Source organism: Sphingobium sp. D43FB, assembly GCF_002312805.1.
In the GTDB taxonomy this organism is placed as follows: domain Bacteria; phylum Pseudomonadota; class Alphaproteobacteria; order Sphingomonadales; family Sphingomonadaceae; genus Sphingobium.
The window spans coordinates 78,885-98,376 of record NZ_NMUA01000003.1; the positions used below are offsets into that span (position 1 = coordinate 78,885).

At 64.5% G+C, this 19,492-nt stretch carries 23 protein-coding genes and 1 other RNA gene; 8 read left to right on the forward strand and 16 right to left on the reverse strand.

Annotation, left to right across the window (positions count from 1 at the left end):
* The first annotated feature begins 46 nt into the window (after positions 1-46).
* Positions 47-661 (forward strand): superoxide dismutase, encoded by a 615-nt coding sequence (locus SxD43FB_RS03875; protein ID WP_096061064.1) that lies wholly within the window; start codon positions 47-49, stop codon positions 659-661.
* Positions 662-779: 118 nt separating this feature from the next.
* The gene (locus SxD43FB_RS03880) at positions 780-1,217 is read left to right on the forward strand and encodes a hemerythrin domain-containing protein (protein ID WP_255245594.1); all 438 of its coding nucleotides are present in this window, start codon (positions 780-782) and stop codon (positions 1,215-1,217) included.
* Positions 1,218-1,223: 6 nt separating this feature from the next.
* On the opposite strand, the gene SxD43FB_RS03885 is transcribed toward SxD43FB_RS03880, so the two are convergent.
* From SxD43FB_RS03885 to mscL, 13 genes are all read right to left on the reverse strand, one after another.
* The gene (locus SxD43FB_RS03885; protein ID WP_096061065.1) at positions 1,224-2,756 is read right to left on the reverse strand and encodes a methyl-accepting chemotaxis protein; all 1,533 of its coding nucleotides are present in this window, start codon (positions 2,754-2,756) and stop codon (positions 1,224-1,226) included.
* Complete coding sequence (locus SxD43FB_RS03890; RefSeq protein ID WP_069066106.1) at positions 2,756-3,007, reverse strand: hypothetical protein; 252 nt, start codon at positions 3,005-3,007, stop codon at positions 2,756-2,758. The genes SxD43FB_RS03885 and SxD43FB_RS03890 overlap by 1 nt, the downstream gene beginning before the upstream one ends.
* A gap of 94 nt (positions 3,008-3,101) precedes the next feature.
* Positions 3,102-3,416 (reverse strand): hypothetical protein, encoded by a 315-nt coding sequence (locus SxD43FB_RS03895; RefSeq protein WP_096061066.1) that lies wholly within the window; start codon positions 3,414-3,416, stop codon positions 3,102-3,104.
* A 10-nt stretch (positions 3,417-3,426) separates the two neighbouring features.
* Positions 3,427-3,975, reverse strand: coding sequence for a J domain-containing protein (locus SxD43FB_RS03900; RefSeq protein ID WP_037475360.1), 549 nt, complete (start codon positions 3,973-3,975; stop codon positions 3,427-3,429).
* A 65-nt stretch (positions 3,976-4,040) separates the two neighbouring features.
* An RNA gene (gene rnpB, locus SxD43FB_RS03905) (RNase P RNA component class A) lies at positions 4,041-4,426 on the reverse strand.
* A gap of 41 nt (positions 4,427-4,467) precedes the next feature.
* Positions 4,468-5,166, reverse strand: a complete 699-nt coding sequence (locus SxD43FB_RS03910) for an N-acetylmuramoyl-L-alanine amidase (RefSeq protein ID WP_037478310.1) — start codon at positions 5,164-5,166, stop codon at positions 4,468-4,470.
* 118 nt (positions 5,167-5,284) lie between these two features.
* The gene (locus SxD43FB_RS03915; RefSeq protein WP_096061067.1) at positions 5,285-6,154 is read right to left on the reverse strand and encodes a protein-glutamate O-methyltransferase CheR; all 870 of its coding nucleotides are present in this window, start codon (positions 6,152-6,154) and stop codon (positions 5,285-5,287) included.
* A 2-nt stretch (positions 6,155-6,156) separates the two neighbouring features.
* Positions 6,157-7,239, reverse strand: coding sequence for a chemotaxis protein CheB (locus SxD43FB_RS03920; protein WP_096061068.1), 1,083 nt, complete (start codon positions 7,237-7,239; stop codon positions 6,157-6,159).
* A 69-nt stretch (positions 7,240-7,308) separates the two neighbouring features.
* Complete coding sequence (locus tag SxD43FB_RS03925; RefSeq protein ID WP_037475370.1) at positions 7,309-7,674, reverse strand: response regulator; 366 nt, start codon at positions 7,672-7,674, stop codon at positions 7,309-7,311.
* A gap of 84 nt (positions 7,675-7,758) precedes the next feature.
* Positions 7,759-8,196 carry a chemotaxis protein CheW gene (locus SxD43FB_RS03930; RefSeq protein WP_096061069.1) on the reverse strand — a complete coding sequence of 146 codons (438 nt, stop codon included), beginning with the start codon at positions 8,194-8,196 and terminating at the stop codon, positions 7,759-7,761.
* A 4-nt stretch (positions 8,197-8,200) separates the two neighbouring features.
* On the reverse strand, positions 8,201-10,573 hold the full coding sequence (locus tag SxD43FB_RS03935; protein ID WP_096061070.1) for an ATP-binding protein: 2,373 nt from the start codon (positions 10,571-10,573) through the stop codon (positions 8,201-8,203).
* A gap of 139 nt (positions 10,574-10,712) precedes the next feature.
* Positions 10,713-10,982: a hypothetical protein gene (locus SxD43FB_RS03940; protein ID WP_037475378.1), complete on the reverse strand. Its 270-nt coding sequence runs from the start codon at positions 10,980-10,982 to the stop codon at positions 10,713-10,715.
* Between the two features lie 143 nt (positions 10,983-11,125).
* On the reverse strand, positions 11,126-11,569 hold the full coding sequence (gene mscL, locus SxD43FB_RS03945) for a large conductance mechanosensitive channel protein MscL (protein ID WP_096061071.1): 444 nt from the start codon (positions 11,567-11,569) through the stop codon (positions 11,126-11,128).
* Positions 11,570-11,672: 103 nt separating this feature from the next.
* Here mscL and SxD43FB_RS03950 point away from each other — a divergent pair, with 103 nt between their 5' ends.
* Genes SxD43FB_RS03950 through SxD43FB_RS03965 form a run of 4 tightly spaced genes read left to right on the forward strand, consistent with a single transcriptional unit; the run spans position 11,673 to position 14,381 of the window.
* Positions 11,673-12,275: a LemA family protein gene (locus SxD43FB_RS03950; protein WP_096061072.1), complete on the forward strand. Its 603-nt coding sequence runs from the start codon at positions 11,673-11,675 to the stop codon at positions 12,273-12,275.
* An 11-nt stretch (positions 12,276-12,286) separates the two neighbouring features.
* Complete coding sequence (locus SxD43FB_RS03955) at positions 12,287-13,177, forward strand: TPM domain-containing protein (protein WP_096061073.1); 891 nt, start codon at positions 12,287-12,289, stop codon at positions 13,175-13,177.
* Positions 13,177-13,854, forward strand: coding sequence for a hypothetical protein (locus tag SxD43FB_RS03960; RefSeq protein ID WP_096061074.1), 678 nt, complete (start codon positions 13,177-13,179; stop codon positions 13,852-13,854). The genes SxD43FB_RS03955 and SxD43FB_RS03960 overlap by 1 nt, the downstream gene beginning before the upstream one ends.
* Complete coding sequence (locus tag SxD43FB_RS03965) at positions 13,851-14,381, forward strand: NUDIX hydrolase (protein ID WP_096061075.1); 531 nt, start codon at positions 13,851-13,853, stop codon at positions 14,379-14,381. Before SxD43FB_RS03960 ends, SxD43FB_RS03965 begins: the two co-directional genes overlap by 4 nt.
* Positions 14,382-14,508: 127 nt before the next feature.
* Here the strand turns inward: SxD43FB_RS03965 and SxD43FB_RS03970 are convergent, their stop codons facing one another.
* Complete coding sequence (locus tag SxD43FB_RS03970) at positions 14,509-14,967, reverse strand: DUF6456 domain-containing protein (RefSeq protein WP_096061076.1); 459 nt, start codon at positions 14,965-14,967, stop codon at positions 14,509-14,511.
* 99 nt (positions 14,968-15,066) lie between these two features.
* On the opposite strand from SxD43FB_RS03970, the gene SxD43FB_RS03975 reads away from it, so the two are divergent.
* Positions 15,067-15,630 (forward strand): helix-turn-helix transcriptional regulator, encoded by a 564-nt coding sequence (locus tag SxD43FB_RS03975; RefSeq protein ID WP_069066098.1) that lies wholly within the window; start codon positions 15,067-15,069, stop codon positions 15,628-15,630.
* Positions 15,631-15,689: 59 nt separating this feature from the next.
* Complete coding sequence (locus SxD43FB_RS03980; RefSeq protein ID WP_096061077.1) at positions 15,690-16,862, forward strand: glycosyltransferase; 1,173 nt, start codon at positions 15,690-15,692, stop codon at positions 16,860-16,862.
* Here SxD43FB_RS03980 and SxD43FB_RS03985 read toward each other — a convergent pair.
* Together SxD43FB_RS03985 and SxD43FB_RS03990 are read right to left on the reverse strand one after the other, a co-directional pair.
* On the reverse strand, positions 16,838-18,481 hold the full coding sequence (locus SxD43FB_RS03985; RefSeq protein WP_096061078.1) for a molybdopterin-dependent oxidoreductase: 1,644 nt from the start codon (positions 18,479-18,481) through the stop codon (positions 16,838-16,840). The two genes, SxD43FB_RS03980 and SxD43FB_RS03985, sit on opposite strands and share 25 nt — an antisense overlap.
* Before the next feature lie 82 nt (positions 18,482-18,563).
* Entirely contained in the window at positions 18,564-19,424 is an 861-nt protein-coding gene (locus tag SxD43FB_RS03990; RefSeq protein ID WP_096061079.1) for a metallophosphoesterase, read from the reverse strand.
* Positions 19,425-19,492: the final 68 nt, after the last annotated feature.

Sequence of the window (19,492 nt, forward strand, 5' to 3'; positions counted from 1 at the left end):
CGCCAGTCATCGTGCGGCCGTCCCACCGAACCTTAGGAGTTCCGCCATGGCTTTTGTTCTGCCCGACCTGCCTTATGCCAAGGATGCATTTGGCGACATCCTGTCGGCCGAAACCTTCGACTATCATCACGGCAAGCATCATAACGCCTATGTCGTGAAGGCCAATGAACTGGTCGCGGCCGACGCCGCCCATCAGGGCAAGTCGCTGGTCGAGCTGATCAAGTCGACCAAGGGGGGCCTGTTCAACCAGGTTGGCCAGATCTGGAACCACACATTCTACTGGCAGTCGCTTTCGCCTACCAAGACCGCGCCGACTGGCGACCTGCTCGCCAAGATCGAAGAGGCTTTCGGTTCGGTCGATGCGCTGATCGAGAAGATGAAGGCGGAAGCCGTCGGCCATTTCGCCAGCGGCTGGGCCGCGCTGATTCTCAAGGACGGCAAGCTGGAAGTCACCAGCTATCATGATGCCGACACGCCGGTCGCGCATGAAGGTCATGCCCCGCTGCTGATCGTCGATGTGTGGGAACATGCCTATTATATCGACTATCGCAACGCCCGCCCCGGCTATGCCGACCGCATCCTCAAGGACGCGATCAACTGGGATTTCGCGGCGCTGAACCTGGACGGCGAAGGCGCCAGCCGCGCCGACCAGCCGGCCTGACGCACAGGGGCGGCCTCGCAACAGGCCGCCCCTTTTTCCGCGCCGTTGCTTAACGCCCATAATCTTTTGTTAAGCCCCGCCGCGCATCATCGCCTTTCCGTAAGGAGAGGGGCGACACATGATGGATATGGCCGCGCTGCGGGGGCAGCATGAACAAATCAGCCTGACCGCCCGGCAACTGGCGCAGGCCACCAGTGACATGGCCACGCCGCAAAGCGTTGCGGCGCTGCGATGGTCACTGGCGCGACAATTGATCGCGCATCTCGCGCTGGAGGATCGCATCCTTTATCCCGCGATGCAGCGGGCACCAGACTTGGCCGCGCGCAAGACAGCCGCGCAATTGCAGAACGAAACCGGCGCGCTGGCCGATCGCTTCACCCGCTATATGGCCGATTGGAGCGATGATCGCATTGCCCGCGAATGGTCGGCTTTCTGTGCGGAAACCCGGCTGATCCTGGCGGCGCTGGCCGAACGGGTCGATCGCGAGAACCGGACCCTCTATCCTTTGGCGGACCAGCAACGACGTCCCACACCGCCGGTCGCACGGGCAAGCTGACCGGGCTCAGGCCGCTTCGAGTTGCGCCACGAACAGGTCTGTCGCGCGCTGCAAATCCTGCGCCGTGCGCGACAGACCGGAAGCGGCACTCGACACCCGCCCCGACAGGCTTTCCGTGCTGCGGGCCATGTCCGCTACTTGCTCCATTCGTCCGGCCATGATGGTGGCGTCCTGCGCCGTATCGCGCGCAGTCGCACCAATGGCCGCCGTCGCATCCCGCTGATCCGCCACCGCGCGTTGGATCGCGTCGGCGGCATCCGCCAGTTGCTCGACCGCGCTGGCGACGTCGGACAGCGCGTTTTGGGCCACCCCTGCCCCCTGCTGCGCCGAAGACGCCAGCGACTGGATCTCCCCCGTCGCATTGGCGGCCTGCCCTGCCAATTGCTTGACCTCACCCGCCACCACGGCAAAGCCACGTCCGACATCCCCGGCGCGCGCTGCTTCGATCGTGGCATTGAGCGCCAGCAAATTTGTGCGCGACGCGATCTGGGTGATCGAATGGGCGAAGCTGGTGATGGAGGCGGTATGATTTTCCATGTCGCGCATCGCTTCATGTCCGGCGTTGGATACACGTTGCGCCTCGCCGCCCAGCGTCGCCTGCTGATGCGCGGCCGAAGCGATGGCCGTGATGGATTCGGACAGTTGATCGATCCTCTGCGCCAACATTGCCGCTCGCGCCGATGATTGTTCGGCGGCATGGACGGTTTCGCCCGTACCCGCGCTTGCGCGGCGCGCGAGATCGTTCAGGGACAGGGCAGACTCCTCCAATTCGCCCGTCGCTGCACTGACGGCATCGGCCACTTCGGCGATCGACTGGCGGAAGGCCGCAAGCAATGTCAGCGTTTCGGCCCGGCGATCCGCCATCATCCGTTCGCGTTCCCGCTCCCTTTCGATCCGCAGCGCCGCTTCACGCGCATCAGCCTCACGCCGCGCGGCCATCGCCGCTTCCGCAGCCGCGCGTCCGGCCTGGGCCTGTTCGGCCAACTCTGCCGATCCAGCGACATGGCGATCCAATGCCAGCAGCATTTCGCGCAGACGAACGCTAAGATAGCAGAGCACCGACGCCTGCAGGATCACCGCCACGCCGTGGAGCGCGATCCGTTCAAGATTGCCCAGCCCCGGAAAGACCCAGGATGGCGCAAGATAGTTGAGTAGCAGATGATGGAGCGCGACCAATGTCGCCCCCAGAACGATCGGCCGCCAGTCATAGAGCAGCACCAGCCCCGCCAGCGCCACGAAGAAATACATATGGCCGTCCATTTGCCAGCCATGGCCGGATAGCAGCACGACACCGATGGCAGGCTGCACCGCCGCCAATGTGCCCATCACCATGCGCGCTTCCAGATCCCGACGCCCGCGCAGGACCATCACCGTGGGCAGCGCATTGACCAAGGCGGACAGGAACATCGCCTTGATGCTGTCCTCTTCGCCCATCGCCATGGCCATCAGGCCCAGCACCACGGTCCATACCCAGTTGGCGAGCAACAGGATACGCAGACCCTGCAAGCGCAGACGGCCAAGACTGCTAATCGCGGTCATCAGCCCAGATCCCCGCAACCGCCAGCGTCAGCCGCAATGGCCAGGACACCTGCCATGAACAAGGGCCGCGCCAAGGCGTCACGCCGTCCCTCCACCACCAGCGATCCCGCCCATGGACCGGCAGCGATCAGCCGCGCACCATGGGCCACTGCGACGCGCGCCAGCCCCGCGCGCCCATCCTGGGTCATCGGCATCAGCAGCATGCGTCCGCTGACGGGGGGCATGGCGTAAAGCACGGCCAAGCTGCTCATCACCAAGCAGCATTGAACGGATAGGGACGTGCCAGGACGCAAGCGCGCAAAATATGTCATTCCATCCGGATAGGATTGAATGGTAAGGATAATATTAAGGCTGTTTCGGTGCGCCTATGCCCAAAGTGACAGCTAGTTCATCCAGATCAGCACCCGGTTTCACTAGCAGCCATTCGCGACTCGCCGCGCCATTGACCACCGTCACCGCGCCCTTGGGACAGATGCCCAGGCAGTCGACCTCGACGATGCCGGCCGCCGCCTTGCGCCCCTTGCCCAGCGTCAGATGCTTGCGCAGTGCCTTGGCCAGCCGTTCATCGCCATCTGGGCCAAAGCCACCGTCCAGCTTCTTGGCGCATTTGCGGCACACCAGCACGGCGTTGCGCCAGTTGGAACGGACATGATCCTTCATCGATCGTCCTTCAATCTACCGCGCCACGCGGTTTCCACGTCCGCCGCTCCTCGGCGGCACGCAGAACTTCATAGGCGGCCTGGATCGTCTGGAATTGGACCGCCGCTTTGGCATCGCCGGGCTTTACGTCAGGGTGGAATTCCTTGGCCAATCGACGCCAGCTTTTCTTCACCGCTTCGAAATCGGCGTCATCTTCCAGCTCCAGCGCCTGGAGCGCATGTAGTTCGTCGCGCGACCGGTTGCCATCGCCTGGCCCACCCCAGCCATGATAGGCGCTCGACTGAAAGCCGCCTGCATCGCGCCGCTCATCATGTTCGCGCTTCGCCCGCTCTTCGTCGTCCAGCCCCTGAAAATAATCCCAGTTCCGGTTATATTCGCCCGCATGTTCGGGGCAGAAATACCAGCGTTCCGGGCTGTTGGGGGATTTGGGCGCAGGGCAGTTGCCCGGTTGGTCACAGCCAAAGCGGTCGCAGCCGCGCACCGCTTGGGCTTCACGCGATGCGCCATAGCTGCGCCAGCGGGGAAAGCCCCAGTCATTGGATCGGCCGTTACGAGACATGAGTTACAGGTAAGGATTCCGTCAGAAAAACGCCACCCCGCCACATCGCAAAGGGGCCGCAAAAAAGTGCCAGAGGGCCTATAAGCCGGGTTTTGTCCTCTCCTTGCGGAGATGTGCGACCATTCCTCTAGGGGACGGATTACTCCGCCCCTCCAGCAACCAACCCGGACGATCTCGGTCGAAACAGACCTAGCAGCCGAAACTGCGCGCCGCCCCTATTCGGTCTTGCTCCCGGTGGGGTTTACCGTGCCGCCTTGCGTTGCCGCAGACGCGGTGCGCTCTTACCGCACCCTTTCAATTTCGCATGGCCTAAGCCGTTGCGACCTGCTTTCTGTTGCACTGTCCCTTGGATCACTCCAGCCGGTCGTTAACCGGCACCGTCATTTCGTGGAGCCCGGACTTTCCTCGCCGTGGAAGTTACCCGCCACGCCGCGGCCGCCCAGCCCTCTGGCGGATTGGTCCCTAGCGCCGTTCGGGTCCGGCGTCACCTGCTTATTCATCGCCCCTGGGCTTGGGCAGCAACAGCGCGAGCAGGATGGCGCGGCATTCGCCGTCGATCACCCCGTCGATCCGTTCCGGGCGAAAGCGGCGCTGGAACGCGACCACCGCCGCCTGCGGTTCGGCAATGTCATAGCCGAAGCGTTCGAGCGCCAGCATGAAGCCGCCATCGGTCCAGTGCGGGTCCATCAGATTCTTGGTCGGTCGGGGTAGTGCCAGTCGTAGCCGCGCCAGTTGGCCCCAAGGAAACAGTTCGCCCGGATCCTGCTTGCGCGCAGGCGCGATGTCACTGTGGCCGACGATATTGCCACGCGTGATCCGGTGCCGCTGGGTGATGTCATGCACCAGCGGGATCAGCGACCCCATCTGCGCTTCGGGAAAAGGCCGATAGCCCCATTCATGCCCCGGATTGATAATCTCTATGCCGATGCTGGCCGAGTTGATGTCGTCGATACCGCGCCAGTGCGACCGCCCGGCGTGCCAGGCGCGCTTGGCCTCATCGACCATGCGGATGATCTGGCCATCCTCCGTCACGACATAATGGGCCGACACCTTCGATTCCGGGTTGGCCAGCCAGTTGATCGCGCTCGCCGCGTCGGGCATCCCGGTATAATGCAGCACCAGCATGGTGATGGGCAGGCTGCGCTCGTCATAATTGGGCGACGGCGTCTCGATCATCGGCAGCTTGGTCATCACGCCCTTTCGGCCTGCACCGTCGATCCGGCGGCCTGACCATGACAATGGCGCAGCGCGACGCCGCAATCAAGCATGGTTAAGGACGGGCAGCTTTGCCTATGGGGGGCCGGAACGGTCAGCCTGCCAACCGCGTCCGGCCGATCGTCCCCTCCGGCAACGCCGCCTGCCGAACATAGGCACCGCGAAATTCGGGATGGGCGGTGAAATCGTCGCCCTGCCCGATCACCGTTTCGCCTGCACCCAAGAGCAATACCGACCGGGCATGGCTGTGTCGGCCCAGCAGCCGCAGCACCGCCTGCCGCCGCTCCGGCGAGAAATAGAGCAGGACGTTGCGGCACAGGATAAGATCATATTCGCCGCTTGGTGCCTTGGCATCGAACAGGTTGTCGTGGCGGAAATCGATCATGCGGCGCAGTTCGGCGCTGGCGCGCCAATCTTCGCCATGGGGTTCGAACCATTTGATGAGGTCGCCGACCGCCAAGCCGCGCTGAACGTCCATTTGCGAGAAAATGCCGGCGCGCGCCTGATCGATCGCCGCGGTCGAAATGTCCGTGGCCATGATCTCGATCCGCCAGCCGCTCCAGCGCGCGGCATCGTTGCGCAGGCGGATCGCCAGCGAATAGGCTTCCTGACCAGTCGAACAGCCCGCGCTCCAGATACGCAAGGTGCGATTGGACCGCTCCGCCTGGATTGCAGGCAGGATCTGACGATGGATCATGTCGAAGATCTGAAGGTCGCGAAAAAAGCTGCTTTCATTGTTGAGGAGCGCGTTGACCACCTCTTCCTCCAGCCTGGGATCGGCCTTGCGCGTCAACCGTCCGGCCAACTCGTCCATGTCCGCCAGCTTATGCTGTCGCAGCACCGGGCGCAGCGCGGTTTCCATCCGCCAGGCGCGCCCTTCGGACAAGGCCTGACCAGTGCGGGCTTCGAGCAGCGCCGCCAGAACGCGGGCTGCGCCTTCGAAGATGGCGGCCGGTTGCGCCATTTTCATGCGCCGACCCTGCCGCGTCGGGCGACGAAGTCCATCATCTGGTGCGGCTCCATCAAGGCGCAGGTCAGCCCAGCGCCCGCCACCGATCCCGGCATGCCCCAAACGACGCTGCTGGCTTCGTCCTGCGCCACGATCCAGCCGCCCGCTGCGACGATATCGCGCGCGCCGACCGTGCCGTCCCGCCCCATGCCGGTCAGCACGACCCCGGCTGCACCCGCGCCATAGACCTCCGCCATGCTGGCGAACATGGGATCGACGCCGGGCAGGTTGCCCGCTGGCGTGCGTTCGGGATTGAGTTGCACCATGACCCGGCCGTGGAGGCCGCGGCGCACCTGCAGATTGGCATCGCCCGGCGCGACATAGATGGTGTCGGGGAGCAAGATATCCCCGGTTTCAGCCACCTTCACGCGCAAGCTGGTCATGCGCATCAGTTGTTGCGCGAAATAAACGGTGAAGCTCGCGGGCAGATGCTGGGTCAGCAGCAGCGGCACCCCCATCGGCGCTGACAGGCCTTCGAACAATTGGCCCAGCGCGTGGATACCGCCGGTGGAGGCGCCGATTCCCAGACAAGCCAGCGGCTGGAGCACGGGGCGCGCGACCGGCGGGACAACCGGTGCGGTGGACAGGACAGCCATGACGCGCTGGTCGAACAGGCGGTTGAGCCGGTCGATCAAGCCCTGGGAAAATTGATCGCCGAAACTGCCGCTGCCGGGCTTCGACACGATGTCACTGGCGCCAAGCGCCAGCGCTTCGACCGCCGCCGCGCTGCCCTCCTCGCACTTGCCCGACAGGATCGCGACCTTCACGTCGGCCTGCGCCTTCAATATTGCCGGGAGCGCGGCAAGGCCGCTCTGCCCCGGCAGTTCGATGTCGAGCAGAACCAGATCGACTGCGTGATCGGCCAGATAGCCCAGGGCCAGTTCCGCGCTGTTGCTCTTGTGAACCACGCTATAGGCTGGCTCGTTGTTGAGTATCCGCTCGATCACCGTGCGGACCACCACCGAATCATCGACGATCAGGGTGCGCACGGCACCCTGCTGTCTCCTTATATTGGTCATGATCGGCATGTTGACGGTCATCACGAGGCTCTCTGCACGAAGACGAAAAGGGTGGAGGTTACTCCCTGGATTGGAGTGCAGGCTGTCGGGCTAGATGACCCCAACGATCACCAATTTGCTTTCCAGCGTTTCGCGATCGAAAGGCTTCATCACATATTCGTCGGCCCCCGCCTCGACCGCAGCCTTGATATGGCTGATGCCATTTTCGGTGGTGCAGAAGATGATCTTGGGACGGGCGGTCATCTTGGCGGTCGTCAGGGCCTGCAGAAACTCCATCCCGCTCATCACCGGCATGTTCCAGTCGAGCAGGACCACGTCCGGCGCGGAGGCTTCGCACTGGGTCAGGGCGTCCTGTCCATCCACCGCTTCGGTGACGGACAGGTCGAGCGATTCGAGAATATGGCGGGCCACCTTGCGGATAACCTTCGAATCGTCGACGACCAGGCAGTTCTTCATGATGCGTCCCTTTGGAATTTATGGCCCGAAAATCGAGACCTAACGGGCAAAAGCGAGTTTTTGGTAAACATGTTGGAAAACAGTTCAGGCCGCCTGGGCCTGGCCGCCGCCGTCGATGAAGCTGGCTAAGGATACCAGCAGCCAGGGATGACCATCCTGTTCCACGATGGCGCGGCCATAGGGTGCCCAGGCCCGGTCCAACTGACCGCGCAGTGGCAATTCACCCTCCGGCACGCGGCAGATGTCGGAGACGCTGTCGACCATCAGACCATAGCTGTGCCCGGCGATATTGGCGATGATGGCGAGGCCCGCGTCGCGGGTCGGCGAGGCCATCCCCTGGATCAAGGCGGCCGTATCGATGATCGTCAGCACCCGGCTGCGCAGCGCGGAAAGACCTGCGACATGCGCGCCCATGCCCGGCACCGGCGAAATTTCGGTCAGCTTGACCACTGCCTCCACCTCGTCGGTTTCCACCGCGATCCGGGTGCCCGCCAAAGTGGCGAAAAGATATAGTCGGTTCATGGCCCTATCCCTGTCCGGCGGTGATCGCCGCCATCAGTGCGTCCTGGTCATAGCGATAGATGCTGGCGTCGCGCGGCCCGGCGGCACGGGGCGAGGCGCGCAGTTGCACCACGCGGCATCCGGTCATCTCCGCCATGATCCCGGCGACTTTCGACCCTTCGCCATCATGGCATAGCAATACGTCGCGCGGGTCGATCACGCCGTCTTCCGGCAGGCCCAGCACCACGTCGTGGCCCGCCTGCCGCAACAGCGGTGCCAATATCTCGCGGGTCCAACCATCCTCGGCATCGGCCAGCAGGCAACGGCCGCCCTGGCCTTCGACCATGTCATAACCGGACAGCGAAGCGAACAGTGCAAACGGGTTTATCACCTCCAGATGCTCGCCTTCGATCACGGCAACGCCGCTCAGGATCCCGTGCATGGCGACCATGTCGGGGACCAACGGCATCTGGACGATGTCCAGCACGGCGGCGACCGGGTAGCAGGCTTCCTGCGTGCCATCGCGCAGGCGCAAAGCGGACACTTTGGCCCGGTCGAACTGAGACAAGCCATTGACGACGGTGATTAATCGCCCGTCGAGCCGGACATAGGCCTGGTCGCCCGACCGGCCGAACAGCCCGACATCGATATCCTCCACCCGGTCGATCAGCGCCAGTTTGAGCAGCCGTTTCTCACCAGTAATTTCCTCGAACCGCAGCGCCGCGACCATCTCGACCCCGGCCTGGGCGTCCGCCTGTTCCTCTGTCCGCCGTGCGGCCTGATCGTCCAGGATCGTGGGCAGTTGGGCCGCGCTGGCAATGCCCGCCGCGTCCAGCAGCAGCATCGGCTGGCCATTGTCCGGCAAAGTCATGCCAGCATAGACGCCGGTCGCCATGATCAATGGCGATGCTGGCCGGATTACCAGTTCCTCATGATTGTCCACTGCGGCGACGCCCATTGCATAGGGCACGCCGCTGCCCGACCGCACCACCATGATGGCGCGGGGTCCGGCCTGTGCTGGTCGGTCCATGCCCAGCACATCCTCCAGCTCGATCATCGAGTGCCGCACGCCGCGGATCGTCGCGATCTGTGCGCCGCCGATGCAGCTGATTTGGAGCATCGCATTGTTATCATGCAGTATCTCGACAACGGCAGCGCGCGGGATGGCGAAATGCAGGCCGCCCGCCCGCACCACCAGCCCCGGAATGATTGTCAGCGTCAGCGGCACGCGCAGGGTGATGCACAGCCCCTGGCCCGGATGATTGTCGAGCGCGATGACGCCGCCGATCCGCTCCACATTGGCGCGCACCACGTCCATGCCGACGCCCCGGCCGGAGATCGACGTCACTTGATCGGCGGTGGACAGTCCGGCCTGGAAGATCAGGTCCAACCTGTCCGCCTCGGTCATCCGCGCCGCCGCTTCGGGGGTCAGGCGGCCTGCGCCGATCGCCTTGTCCACGAGCCGCGCGGTGTCGATGCCTGCGCCATCGTCGCTGATGGTGATGACGATCTGATTGCCTGATTGGCGGGCCTCCACGCGCAGCGCGCCGGCTTCCGGCTTGCCGACCGCGCGACGCTGTTCGGGGGATTCGATGCCATGGTCGATGGCGTTGCGGACGATATGGGTGAGCGGATCGACGACCATCTCCACCATTTCGCGGTCCATTTCGACATCGCCGCCCTCCAGCGTCAGGTCGATGCGCTTGCCCAGATCGCGGCCGAGATCGCGAACCATGCGCGGGATGGCAGCGAACAGCCGTTCGACCCGCTGCATCCGCGTCTTGGAAATCACGTCGCGCATGTCCGCGACGCAGGTCGACAGCCGTTCGAACACATTGTCGAGTTCAGGATCGGCGGATCGCTCGCGCAGTTTGCGCGACAATTCGTTGCGGGCCAGGACCATGTCCGACACGCCGTTCATCAACTGGTCAATGAGGCTCAAGGGCAGGCGGATGGTGCGAGGGCCAGCCTGTCCCGCTTGCCGCGCCACGGCGACCGGGGCCGCCTGCACCTGGGGCGCGGGCTGGTCCACTGGGGCGTTGAGCGCCGCAATCAGATAATCGTCATTTTCATTGGGGAGCGCCGCGCCCATGGCCACCGCTTCGGTCAGTTCGCCGATCCGGTCCATCAGGCCCAGTACCGCGCTCACCGTGGCGGGATCAGCGCCGCGCTTACCTGCACGAATATCCGCCAGCACATCTTCGGCAGCGTGGCTGAGCCGTTCGAACCGGGGGAGGTTGAGGAAGCCGCAGCTGCCCTTGACCGTGTGGAAGAAACGGAAGATCGCATCGAGCCGGTCGCGGTCGGACGGGTCGGCTTCCCACGCCACGACCTCCCCAGCCAACGCTTCAAGCGTTTCCTGGGTTTCCGATATGAATTCCTGCAGTAACTCGTCCATTGCCATGGCCCCACCGATGCGCGCGACAGGCACCTTTGGCGGGACGTGGTTAAAGGGCCGTTAAAAGCCGGGACGCAGACGGCAAAAGGGGCGCCGTGACCATGTCACGACGCCCCTCCGCTTGAATGACGAGAGCAGATTACTGCTGGTCTTCGACCGCTTCTTCAGCCTTCTCGCCCGCTTCGCGGGTGGCGTCGGCCTTGTTTTCCAGCGCATCGGCAGCATTTTCAGCCGACATTTCGGCGTTGCCGGTCAGGTTGTCGGCCATGGCTTCCATATTGTCAGCCTGGTTGTCGAGGGCGTCCGCCTGATTTTCGTAAGCGTTCTCGACCTGGTTTTCCTTGGCGGAATCGCACGCTGCGAGCGCGACAAGGCTGGCGAGGCCAAGGACTTTGACGAAGGTTTTCACGGCGTTGTTCTCCTGTTGCGCCCCCTGGGGCTACCTACTTCGCAAGGCTTCCAGGCCGCACACGCAGCCTTCAGCCCTGACCGCGATCAACCGGTCGCGCCGGGGATGGTTCCCGTCGCAGTCTCGCTTCGTCGCATAAACGATTATTTTTTGAGGGAATCGCGGATCTCGCGCAGCAACATGATGTCTTCGGGCGTGGGCGCGGGTGCCGCGGCGGGGGCTTCGGCCTCTTGGCTGGCGGTCAGCCTGTTCACCAGCTTGACCAGCAGGAAGATGATGAAGGCGAGAATCATAAAATTGACCAGCACGGTCAGAAATTCGCCCCAGCCGAACATGGCAACGCCCGCAGCCTTTAGATCGGCATAGCTTTCGGGGTTGCCCTGAAAACCCGCCGGCAGATCGCCCATGCGGATGAAGTAGCGCGAAAAGTCCGCGCCGCCGAAAATATAGCCGACCACCGGCATGATCAGGTCATCGGTCAGCGATTTGGTGATGGTCGCGAAGGCGCCGCCGATGATGACGCCGACCGCGAGGTCCATCACATTGCCACGATTGATGAAAGTCTTGAATTCCGAAAGCAGCCCCATGGTTTAAGCCCTTTTACCATCTGCGATAATATCTGCATGGCCCGTTGCGCGGATCAGTTCAACGCCCTATTTCCAGCAGCGAAACAATCGCCAAGGATGTCCCATGACGCGCCTGCGCCGCTTCTCCACCTTTCTGCTGCCGCTCTTTGGGGCGTTCGCCCTGTCCGCGTGCGGTATCAACAGTGTTCCGACGGCCGAGGAAGAGGCGAAGGCCAAATGGGCCGACGTGCAGGCGCAATATCAGCGCCGCTCCAACCTGGTCGGCAATCTGGTCGAGACGGTCAAGGCGGCGGGCAAGCAGGAGCAGGATACGCTGGTCCAGGTGACCGAAGCGCGGGCCAAGGCCACGTCGGTGCAGGTCAATGCCGAAGACCTGTCCGATCCCGCCAAGGTCGCCCAGTTCCAGGCGGCACAAGCGCAGTTGAGCCAGGGGCTTGGCCGTCTGCTCGCGTCGGTCGAGGCCTATCCCGACCTCAAGAGCAATGAGAATTTCCTGCAGTTTCAGTCGCAACTGGAGGGCACCGAGAACCGCATCGCCGTCGCCATTCGCGACTATAATGGCGCGGTGCAGGCCTATAATACCCGCATCCGCACCTTCCCCGATGCGATCGGCGCGAAGATCATCCACGGGGCCAAGCCGATGACGCCGTTCCAGGCCACCACCCCTGGCGCGGAAGAAGCCCCCAAGGTCGATTTCGGTAATTGAGCATCGGAACCATGCTTTCCTTTCCGTTCGGCCTGAGTCTGTCGAAGGCCCCTTCCCTTCGTTGGGGAGGAGCGTCGATAGGCCTGCTCCGCACGGCACTGTCTGGCCTGTTTCTCCTCCTTCTCCTCGCGCTCGCCTCGACGGCGTGGGCGCAGGATTTTCCGAAATTTGACGACAAGGGCGTGGTCGATGCGGCTAACCTGCTCGATCCGGCGCAGGAACAGGCGCTTAGCCAGACGCTGATTGCGCAGAAGCAGGCCAGCGGGCGTTCCTTGGTGGTCGCGACCATAGCCGATCTGCAGGGCTATGATATTGCCGACTATGGCTATCGGCTGGGTCGCGCCTGGGGCATTGGTGACAAGGACAGCAATGGCGCATTGCTGATCATTGCACCCAATGATCGCAAGGTGCGGATCGAGGTCGGCTATGGCTTGGAAGGCATACTGACCGACGCGCTTTCCTCGCAGATCATCCGCAATGCCATCACCCCGCGCTTCAAGGCGGGCGACATGCCCGGTGGCATCGTGGCGGGCGTGGAGCAGATCACCGCCTTGCTCGCTTTACCGCCCGAAGAGGCCAAGGCTCGCGCGGCGGCCGCGGAAACCGAAGCGCGGGCCGCCGATCGCGGCGGCAGTGCGATATTGGGTTTGTGGCCGATCCTGTTCATCATCCTCTTCATCGCCATGCGGCTCATGTCGCGCGGCACCGGCGGCGGTGGTGGGAAGCGCTATCGCCGGGGCGGTAGCAGTATGCCAATCATCCTGTGGGGACCGGGTGCAGGCGGGTCCAGCTGGGGATCTGGCGGCGGCTCCAGCTGGGGCGGCGGCGGATTTGGCGGGGGCGGCGGCGGCTTTTCGGGCGGCGGCAGCTTCGGCGGCGGCGGCGCGTCGGGGGACTGGTGATGCAGCTTAACCTTACCCAAGCCGACCATGCGCTGGTGTCCGCTGCCGTCGCGGAGGCCGAGGCGCTGACGTCGGGCGAGATCGTGACCATCGTCGCGCGCCGATCGGATTCCTATCATGATGTCGGGCTTAGCTGGGCGGCGGCGGCGGTGTTCATCGCCCTGTCGCTTGCCGCAGCTTTCCCTGACCATTTGCATAGCTTCATGTCCACCTTGTGGCTCGATTGGGAGCATGAACTGGCGGACTGGAAGCTGATGACTGGCCTGCTGGGGCTGCTCCTCCTCAAATTCCTGGTCGTGCGCTATATGCTGGCGATCATGCCGCTGCGTATGGCGCTGACCCCGCGCGCGACCAAGGCGCGTCGCGTGCGCCGCCGTGCCATCCTGCTGTTCCGCTCGGCGGTCGAGGCGCGCACGCATGGCCGCACCGGTGTTCTCCTCTATCTCTCGCTCGACGAACATCGCGCCGAGCTGGTGGCCGACCGGGCCATCAACGACAAGGTCGCGCCCGAAGCCTGGGGCGAGGCGATGGCGGCGCTGATCGAGGCTATCCGCGACGGTCGCCCCGGCGAAGGGCTGGCCGCCGAAGTGCGGCAGGTCGGCGCGATATTGGCGACGCATTTCCCGCGCGCGCAGGATGACATCAACGAATTGCCCGACAGGCTGATCGAATTATGACCGACCCGGATCGCGATGCGCCCGAAGAGGTGATGTGGCAGGGCCGCTTCATCACCGCCAAACAGCGCGGCAAATGGGAATATGTGGGGCGCGCGCGCGGCATCCAGGCGGCCGTGATCCTGGCGATCGATGACGGCCATGTGCTGCTGGTCGATCAATATCGCGTGCCTTTGGGTCGGCGCTGCATCGAACTGCCCGCTGGTCTGGTCGGTGACGAAGCAGCGGGCGAGGACGCCAGCATCGCCGCCGCGCGCGAGTTGGAGGAAGAGACGGGCTATCGCCCGGCCCGGCTCGAATCGCTTGGCCAGTTTTTCAGCTCGCCCGGCATGGTGTCGGAAAGTTTCACCCTGTTCCGCGCCCATGGCCTGGAGGAGACCGGCGACGGCGGCGGCGTGGAGGGCGAGGATATTATCGTCCACCGCATCCCGCTTGCCACCCTGCCCAACCAGATCGCGGAGTGGCGCGCGCAGGGCTATGCGATGGACGTCAAGCTGCTGCTGTTGCTGGGCGCGGAGATGATGGCCTGATTTTTCTGTTCCGTCATTCCTGCGAATGCAGGAATCCATCTCCGACCCCATCGAAAAATGCGAGGCTGGGAGATGGATCCCCGCCTGCGCGGGGATGACGATGCAATAAGAGAGCCTCGATAAGCTCTCACCTTACCCGATACCAATCGGCCACGCGCTCCAGGGCCAGGGTCAGCACCAGCTTGCCTGCGCGGCTCGGCCAGCCCAGCGCTTTTTCCGCCGCGACGAGGCCTTCGCCTGCGCACACCACGCGCCACAATATGTCGGCGAGGCCCGGCCCGGCGGCCGTGACCGCGCCATCGAAACGGTCGCGCGCCGACAGTTGCGCGCTGGTCGGGTCGGGCGTTCGTCCCGGTCCGCGCCGTCCGCCCTCGCGCGGGGCAGCGTCCCAGCACATTGTCACTCGTGCGCCGAGGCCCGCTTTCTCCCAATCGGCGCGCAGGCGCTCGCCCGCCAAATATTGGCGTTCGCTCACATGGCCGCGCGCATGGAGCCAGGCGAGCGGCGATTCGCCGAGATTGACCATCACCCGCTGCGCCCGGCCATCGGGGCCTTCGATCGTCTGTTCGATATGCGTTGCGGCCATCACCACCTCCTGCTGCCCAAGAATCGGAATAGCCGCTCTTGCCATGGGGGATCATTTGTAGGAAAGAGAAAACCAAATAGGTTATTATAGAGGCGTGGGATGATCACCCGTATCCGCGAAGTCCGCAAGGCGAAGGGGCTGACGCTCGAACAGGTTGGGGCGTTGTGCGATCCGCCGACCACGGCGCAGACGATCGGGCGGCTGGAAACAGGCACGCGCACCGTATCGGTGAAATGGCTCAATCGTATCGCGCTGGCGCTGGGCGTCACCACGTCCGAACTGGTGGCGCTGCCGGGGCAGGCCGAAGTGCCGGTCGCCGCGTTGCTCGGCCCTGATGGCGTGCGCGCGCCGACCCGGCCGCTCGCCTTCCCCTCGCCCGCGCCCAGCGACGGCATGGTGGGCGTGCATGTCAGCGCCAGCATCGGCGATTATCGCAGCGGCGACGCGATCTGGTGTCGCCGCATCGGACCGGAAGACTTTGCCAGCGCGCTCAACCGCGACATTCTTTTCCCGCGTCCCGCCGGGCGCTTCCTGTTCGGGCGGCTGATCGGGCGCGAGGGCGACCGGCTGCAACTGCTGCCGCTGGGGTCGGGCGCGCGGCAATTGGTGCTGACCGACCCGCCATGGGCCGCAGTCGCCGTGCAACTCGTCCGGCGGCTCTAGCCAAAAGCACAAGCGCCGCTTAACCCGATGGCAATGGCTGATCCGCGAAAGACAAGACCATGACGCTCAACGTCCTCATGCTATCGACCCTCTTTCCCGATATCAGCCGTCCCAATTTCGGCGTCTTCGTGGAACGGCAGGCGCGCGAACTGGCTAGCCGGGCGGAGGCAACGGTCACCGTCGTCGCGCCGGTCGGCCTGCCGCCATGGCCGCTGTCGCTCAGTGCCCGCTATGCGCCGTTGCGCGCGCTGCCGCGCAAGGAACGCTGGCGCGAACTGACCGTCTATCGCCCGACCTTTCCGATCATCCCCAAATTTGGCGGGCGCACCAATGTCATCACCATGACGCGGGCGATCCTGCCGCTGGTGCGCCGCCTGCACGCGCAGACGCCGTTCGACGTGATCGACGCCAGTTTCTTCTTCCCCGATGGGCCAGTGGCGCAGCGCTTGTCGAAAGCGCTCGGCATCCCCTATTCGGTCAAGGCGCGCGGCGCGGACATTCACCATTGGGGCACGCAGCGCAGCACCCGCAAGATGGTGCGTCAGGCGGGCGATCAGGCGGCGGGGCTGCTCGCCGTGTCGGACGCGATGCGCCGGTCGATGGCGCGGATGGGGATGGATGCCGACAAGATTCGGGTCCATTATACCGGGGTGGATCTCGACACGTTCGAACTGTCCGATCGCGCAGCGGCGAAGGAAGCGCTCGATTTCAGCGGGCCGGTGGTGCTGTGCGTCGGCGCGCTGATCCCGCGCAAGGGGCAGGAACTGCTCGTCCGCGCGCTGCCCGCATTACCCGACGTCACGTTGCTGCTGGCGGGACAGGGTCAATATCGGCGGACGCTCGAAAATCTGGCGCAGGAATTGGGCGTCGAACGCCGCGTCGGTTTCCTGGGGTCGGTGCCGCATCATAAATTGCCACGCATCTTTGCCGCCGCCGATGTGATGGCGCTGCCTTCATCGTCCGAAGGCCTCGCCAATGCATGGGTCGAATCGCTCGCCTGCGGCACGCCGATCGTGATCAGCGACGTGGGCGGCGCGCGCGAACTGCTCGATCGGCCCGAAGCTGGGCAGATCGTCGATCGCGATCCGCAGGCCATCGCGGCGGCCATTCGTACTATCCTCGATGATCCACCCGCACCCGAAAAGGTGCGCGAGGCGGCGCTGCGCTTTACCTGGGCGGCCAATGGCGACGCGCTGCTAGCGCATCTTCAGGGGATCGCGGCCTCGGCCTGACCCGCGATCGGCAACAGCCGCGCCCGGCCATCGGGCGTGGGAAAACGTCCGCCGTCGAACGGCACTTCGCCCCAGCGCCATGGGGTCAATTCGGCATAGGCGGGGTTGGAAATGGGCGCATGGCGGCGCAGGTTAAGCAGTCGCGTGCCATCATTACGATAGGCGGTCAGCCGCCCATGTTCGCGATAAATATCGGCAGGCTGTTCATAATGAAAAGCATCGCCCCAGCCCATGGCTTGGGCCACCCGCGTCAATATCCACCAATCGGGCCGCGCTTCGCCGGGCAAGTCGAACAGGCGTCGCTGGCGACTGACCAGCCGGTCCAGCCCTGTCACGGTGCCATCCTTTTCGATCCAGTTCGCCGAAGGGAGGCATAGGGTCCAGCCGTCGTCGGCTTCGTCCGCGCGATCGGTCGATCGGATCGACAGCGGGACTGCCGCCCGCGCGGCGTGCAGCCAGTCCGCCGCGCCGTCCTCCGCACCGATGCTCCATAGCGCCCGCACCTGCCCGTCGCGCACGGCGTCGAGCAGCGCGTCGTCCTCCAGTCCGGGCTGCTCCACCAACTGCCGCGCGCCCCAGAAGCGGGCGACATTGGCCCGCATCGGATCAGAGAAATCGCCATGCGCAGCGAGGTCTTTGGCGTGACAACCCACTTCGCGCGCGCCCATGCCGTTCGCCCCGGAGGGCAGCGCGAAGGGTGCCGCGCCCGGTCGCCCGATCCGTCCCGTCAGCAGATGCAGGTTGATCGCCGCCGCCGCCACATCTAAGCCCGCCGTCTCCCCGAACAGGGTCACCAGCCGATCGACCGGGCCGATCGCATCGTAGAAATCCCGCACCTGCCCAGGCTCGATGCCGCAGGCCCGCGCCACCGACCATAGATCATGGCCGGGTGCCAGCCGATCCCGAAAGTCATCGGGCATGGTTACATGCGCGGCTACGAAATCCGCATCGATCAGGCCGCCATCGATGCTGTGCAGCAGCCACCCCGAGAGCAAGCGGGCGACGCTCCCTGCACGCACCGGCAATTGCATGTCGGCGTCGATCCCCGTGCCAAGCACCACGAGCCGCGTACCGCGCGTCGTGCGCGCCTCCTGCACCCGCTCCAACAAGAGCGGATGCGCCAGCAACGCGGGCACGTCGGCGATCAGGATCAGGTCGGCGCGGTCGATATCCTCCAGCGTGGCGGGCATCACATCTTCGCCATAGGCGGCGCGCTGCACATCGCCGATCGCGCCGCGCCAGGGGGCATGGATATGGGCCGACCCCAAAAAGCCCTTCATCAGCTTGTTGGCGACATAATAATCCTCGGTCAGCAAGCCGCCGCCGACATGCAGCGCCACGCTGCCCGGCCCATGACGCGCCTGCACGGCGGCTAACCGCCGCGCAATCTGCGTGACAGCCTTGTCCCATGTCGCCCGCTTGCCCTCGACCAGCGGATGCAACAGTCGTCCTTCCATGTCCGCCATGGCCGTCAGCGCATCCGCGCCTTCGCACAACTGGCCAGCATTGGCGGGATGCGCCTTGTCGCCCTCGATCCGCAGGTCGCGATCGGTGCCGGTCATCGCCCGCACGCCGCAACCCATGCCACACTGGCCGCACAGGCTTCTGACGATCGCCATCTCAGCGTGGATTCCGGTTGCGAACGCTCATAGGCCGCTTCCTAGCCGATCAGGCCTTCTGACAAAAGCAGCGCCGACAAGGTCAGGCGATGGCACCGACCATAGCGGGATGATCGACCGCCTCGCCGGTCCAGCGATCGCCATGCTGGTGATAGGCGACATGGCTGGCGCGCTGGAAGCCGGTGCCGTCCCAGACGATCACCTGCAGTTCCACTTCGTTGTTTCGGTGGACGTGCAGCCAGTTGAAGCTTTGCGGCTCGTCGTTGCGCAGGCGTGTCGAGGTGGCGGTGCCGGCCTGGATCACCAGCGCGCCGCCCGCTTGTTCCACCATCTTGGTCGCCGATTCGGCATAGGTCTGATGAAAATGGCCTGCCAGAGCGAGATGGACACCTGCCTCGCGCGCCGCCTGTATGGCGTCCTCATGCTGGCCGACCGCTTCGCTCAATTCGCCGCCCCGGCCGATCGGCATGGCGAATAGCGGGTGGTGGGTCACGAGTATCCGCGTCTTGTCCGGCGCGACAGCCGCGAGCCGCTGGCGTAATATTTCCATTTGATCATGATTGATCCTGCCATCCTTGATCGTCAGCGAGCGCGCGGTGTTGAGGCCCAGGATGGCGACCTCGGCATCTTCGTAGAAGGGACACAGGTCGCTGCTGATATAGCGTTTGTAGCGATCGAGCGGGGCCATGAAGCGCCGCACTACGTCATAAAGTGGCACGTCATGATTGCCCGGCACGACGAGCAATTTGAGGCCTGCGCTGCGCAGGCGGTTGAGCCAGGCCGACGCCGCCCGGAACTGATCGACGCGGGCGCGCTGGGTGAAATCGCCGCTGATGACGACCAGGTCCGGTCGGCGCTCCTCTAGCCAGGCGGTGGCGGCGTCGACGATCCTGGGATCGTTCGCGCCAAAGTGAATGTCGGAGAGATGTGCGATGCGGGCCATTAAAGGGTAACGAAGTGTAAGCAGATGGTTTCCATTGGACCCAAATCCCCTCTTGCCGTGTTGTTGTG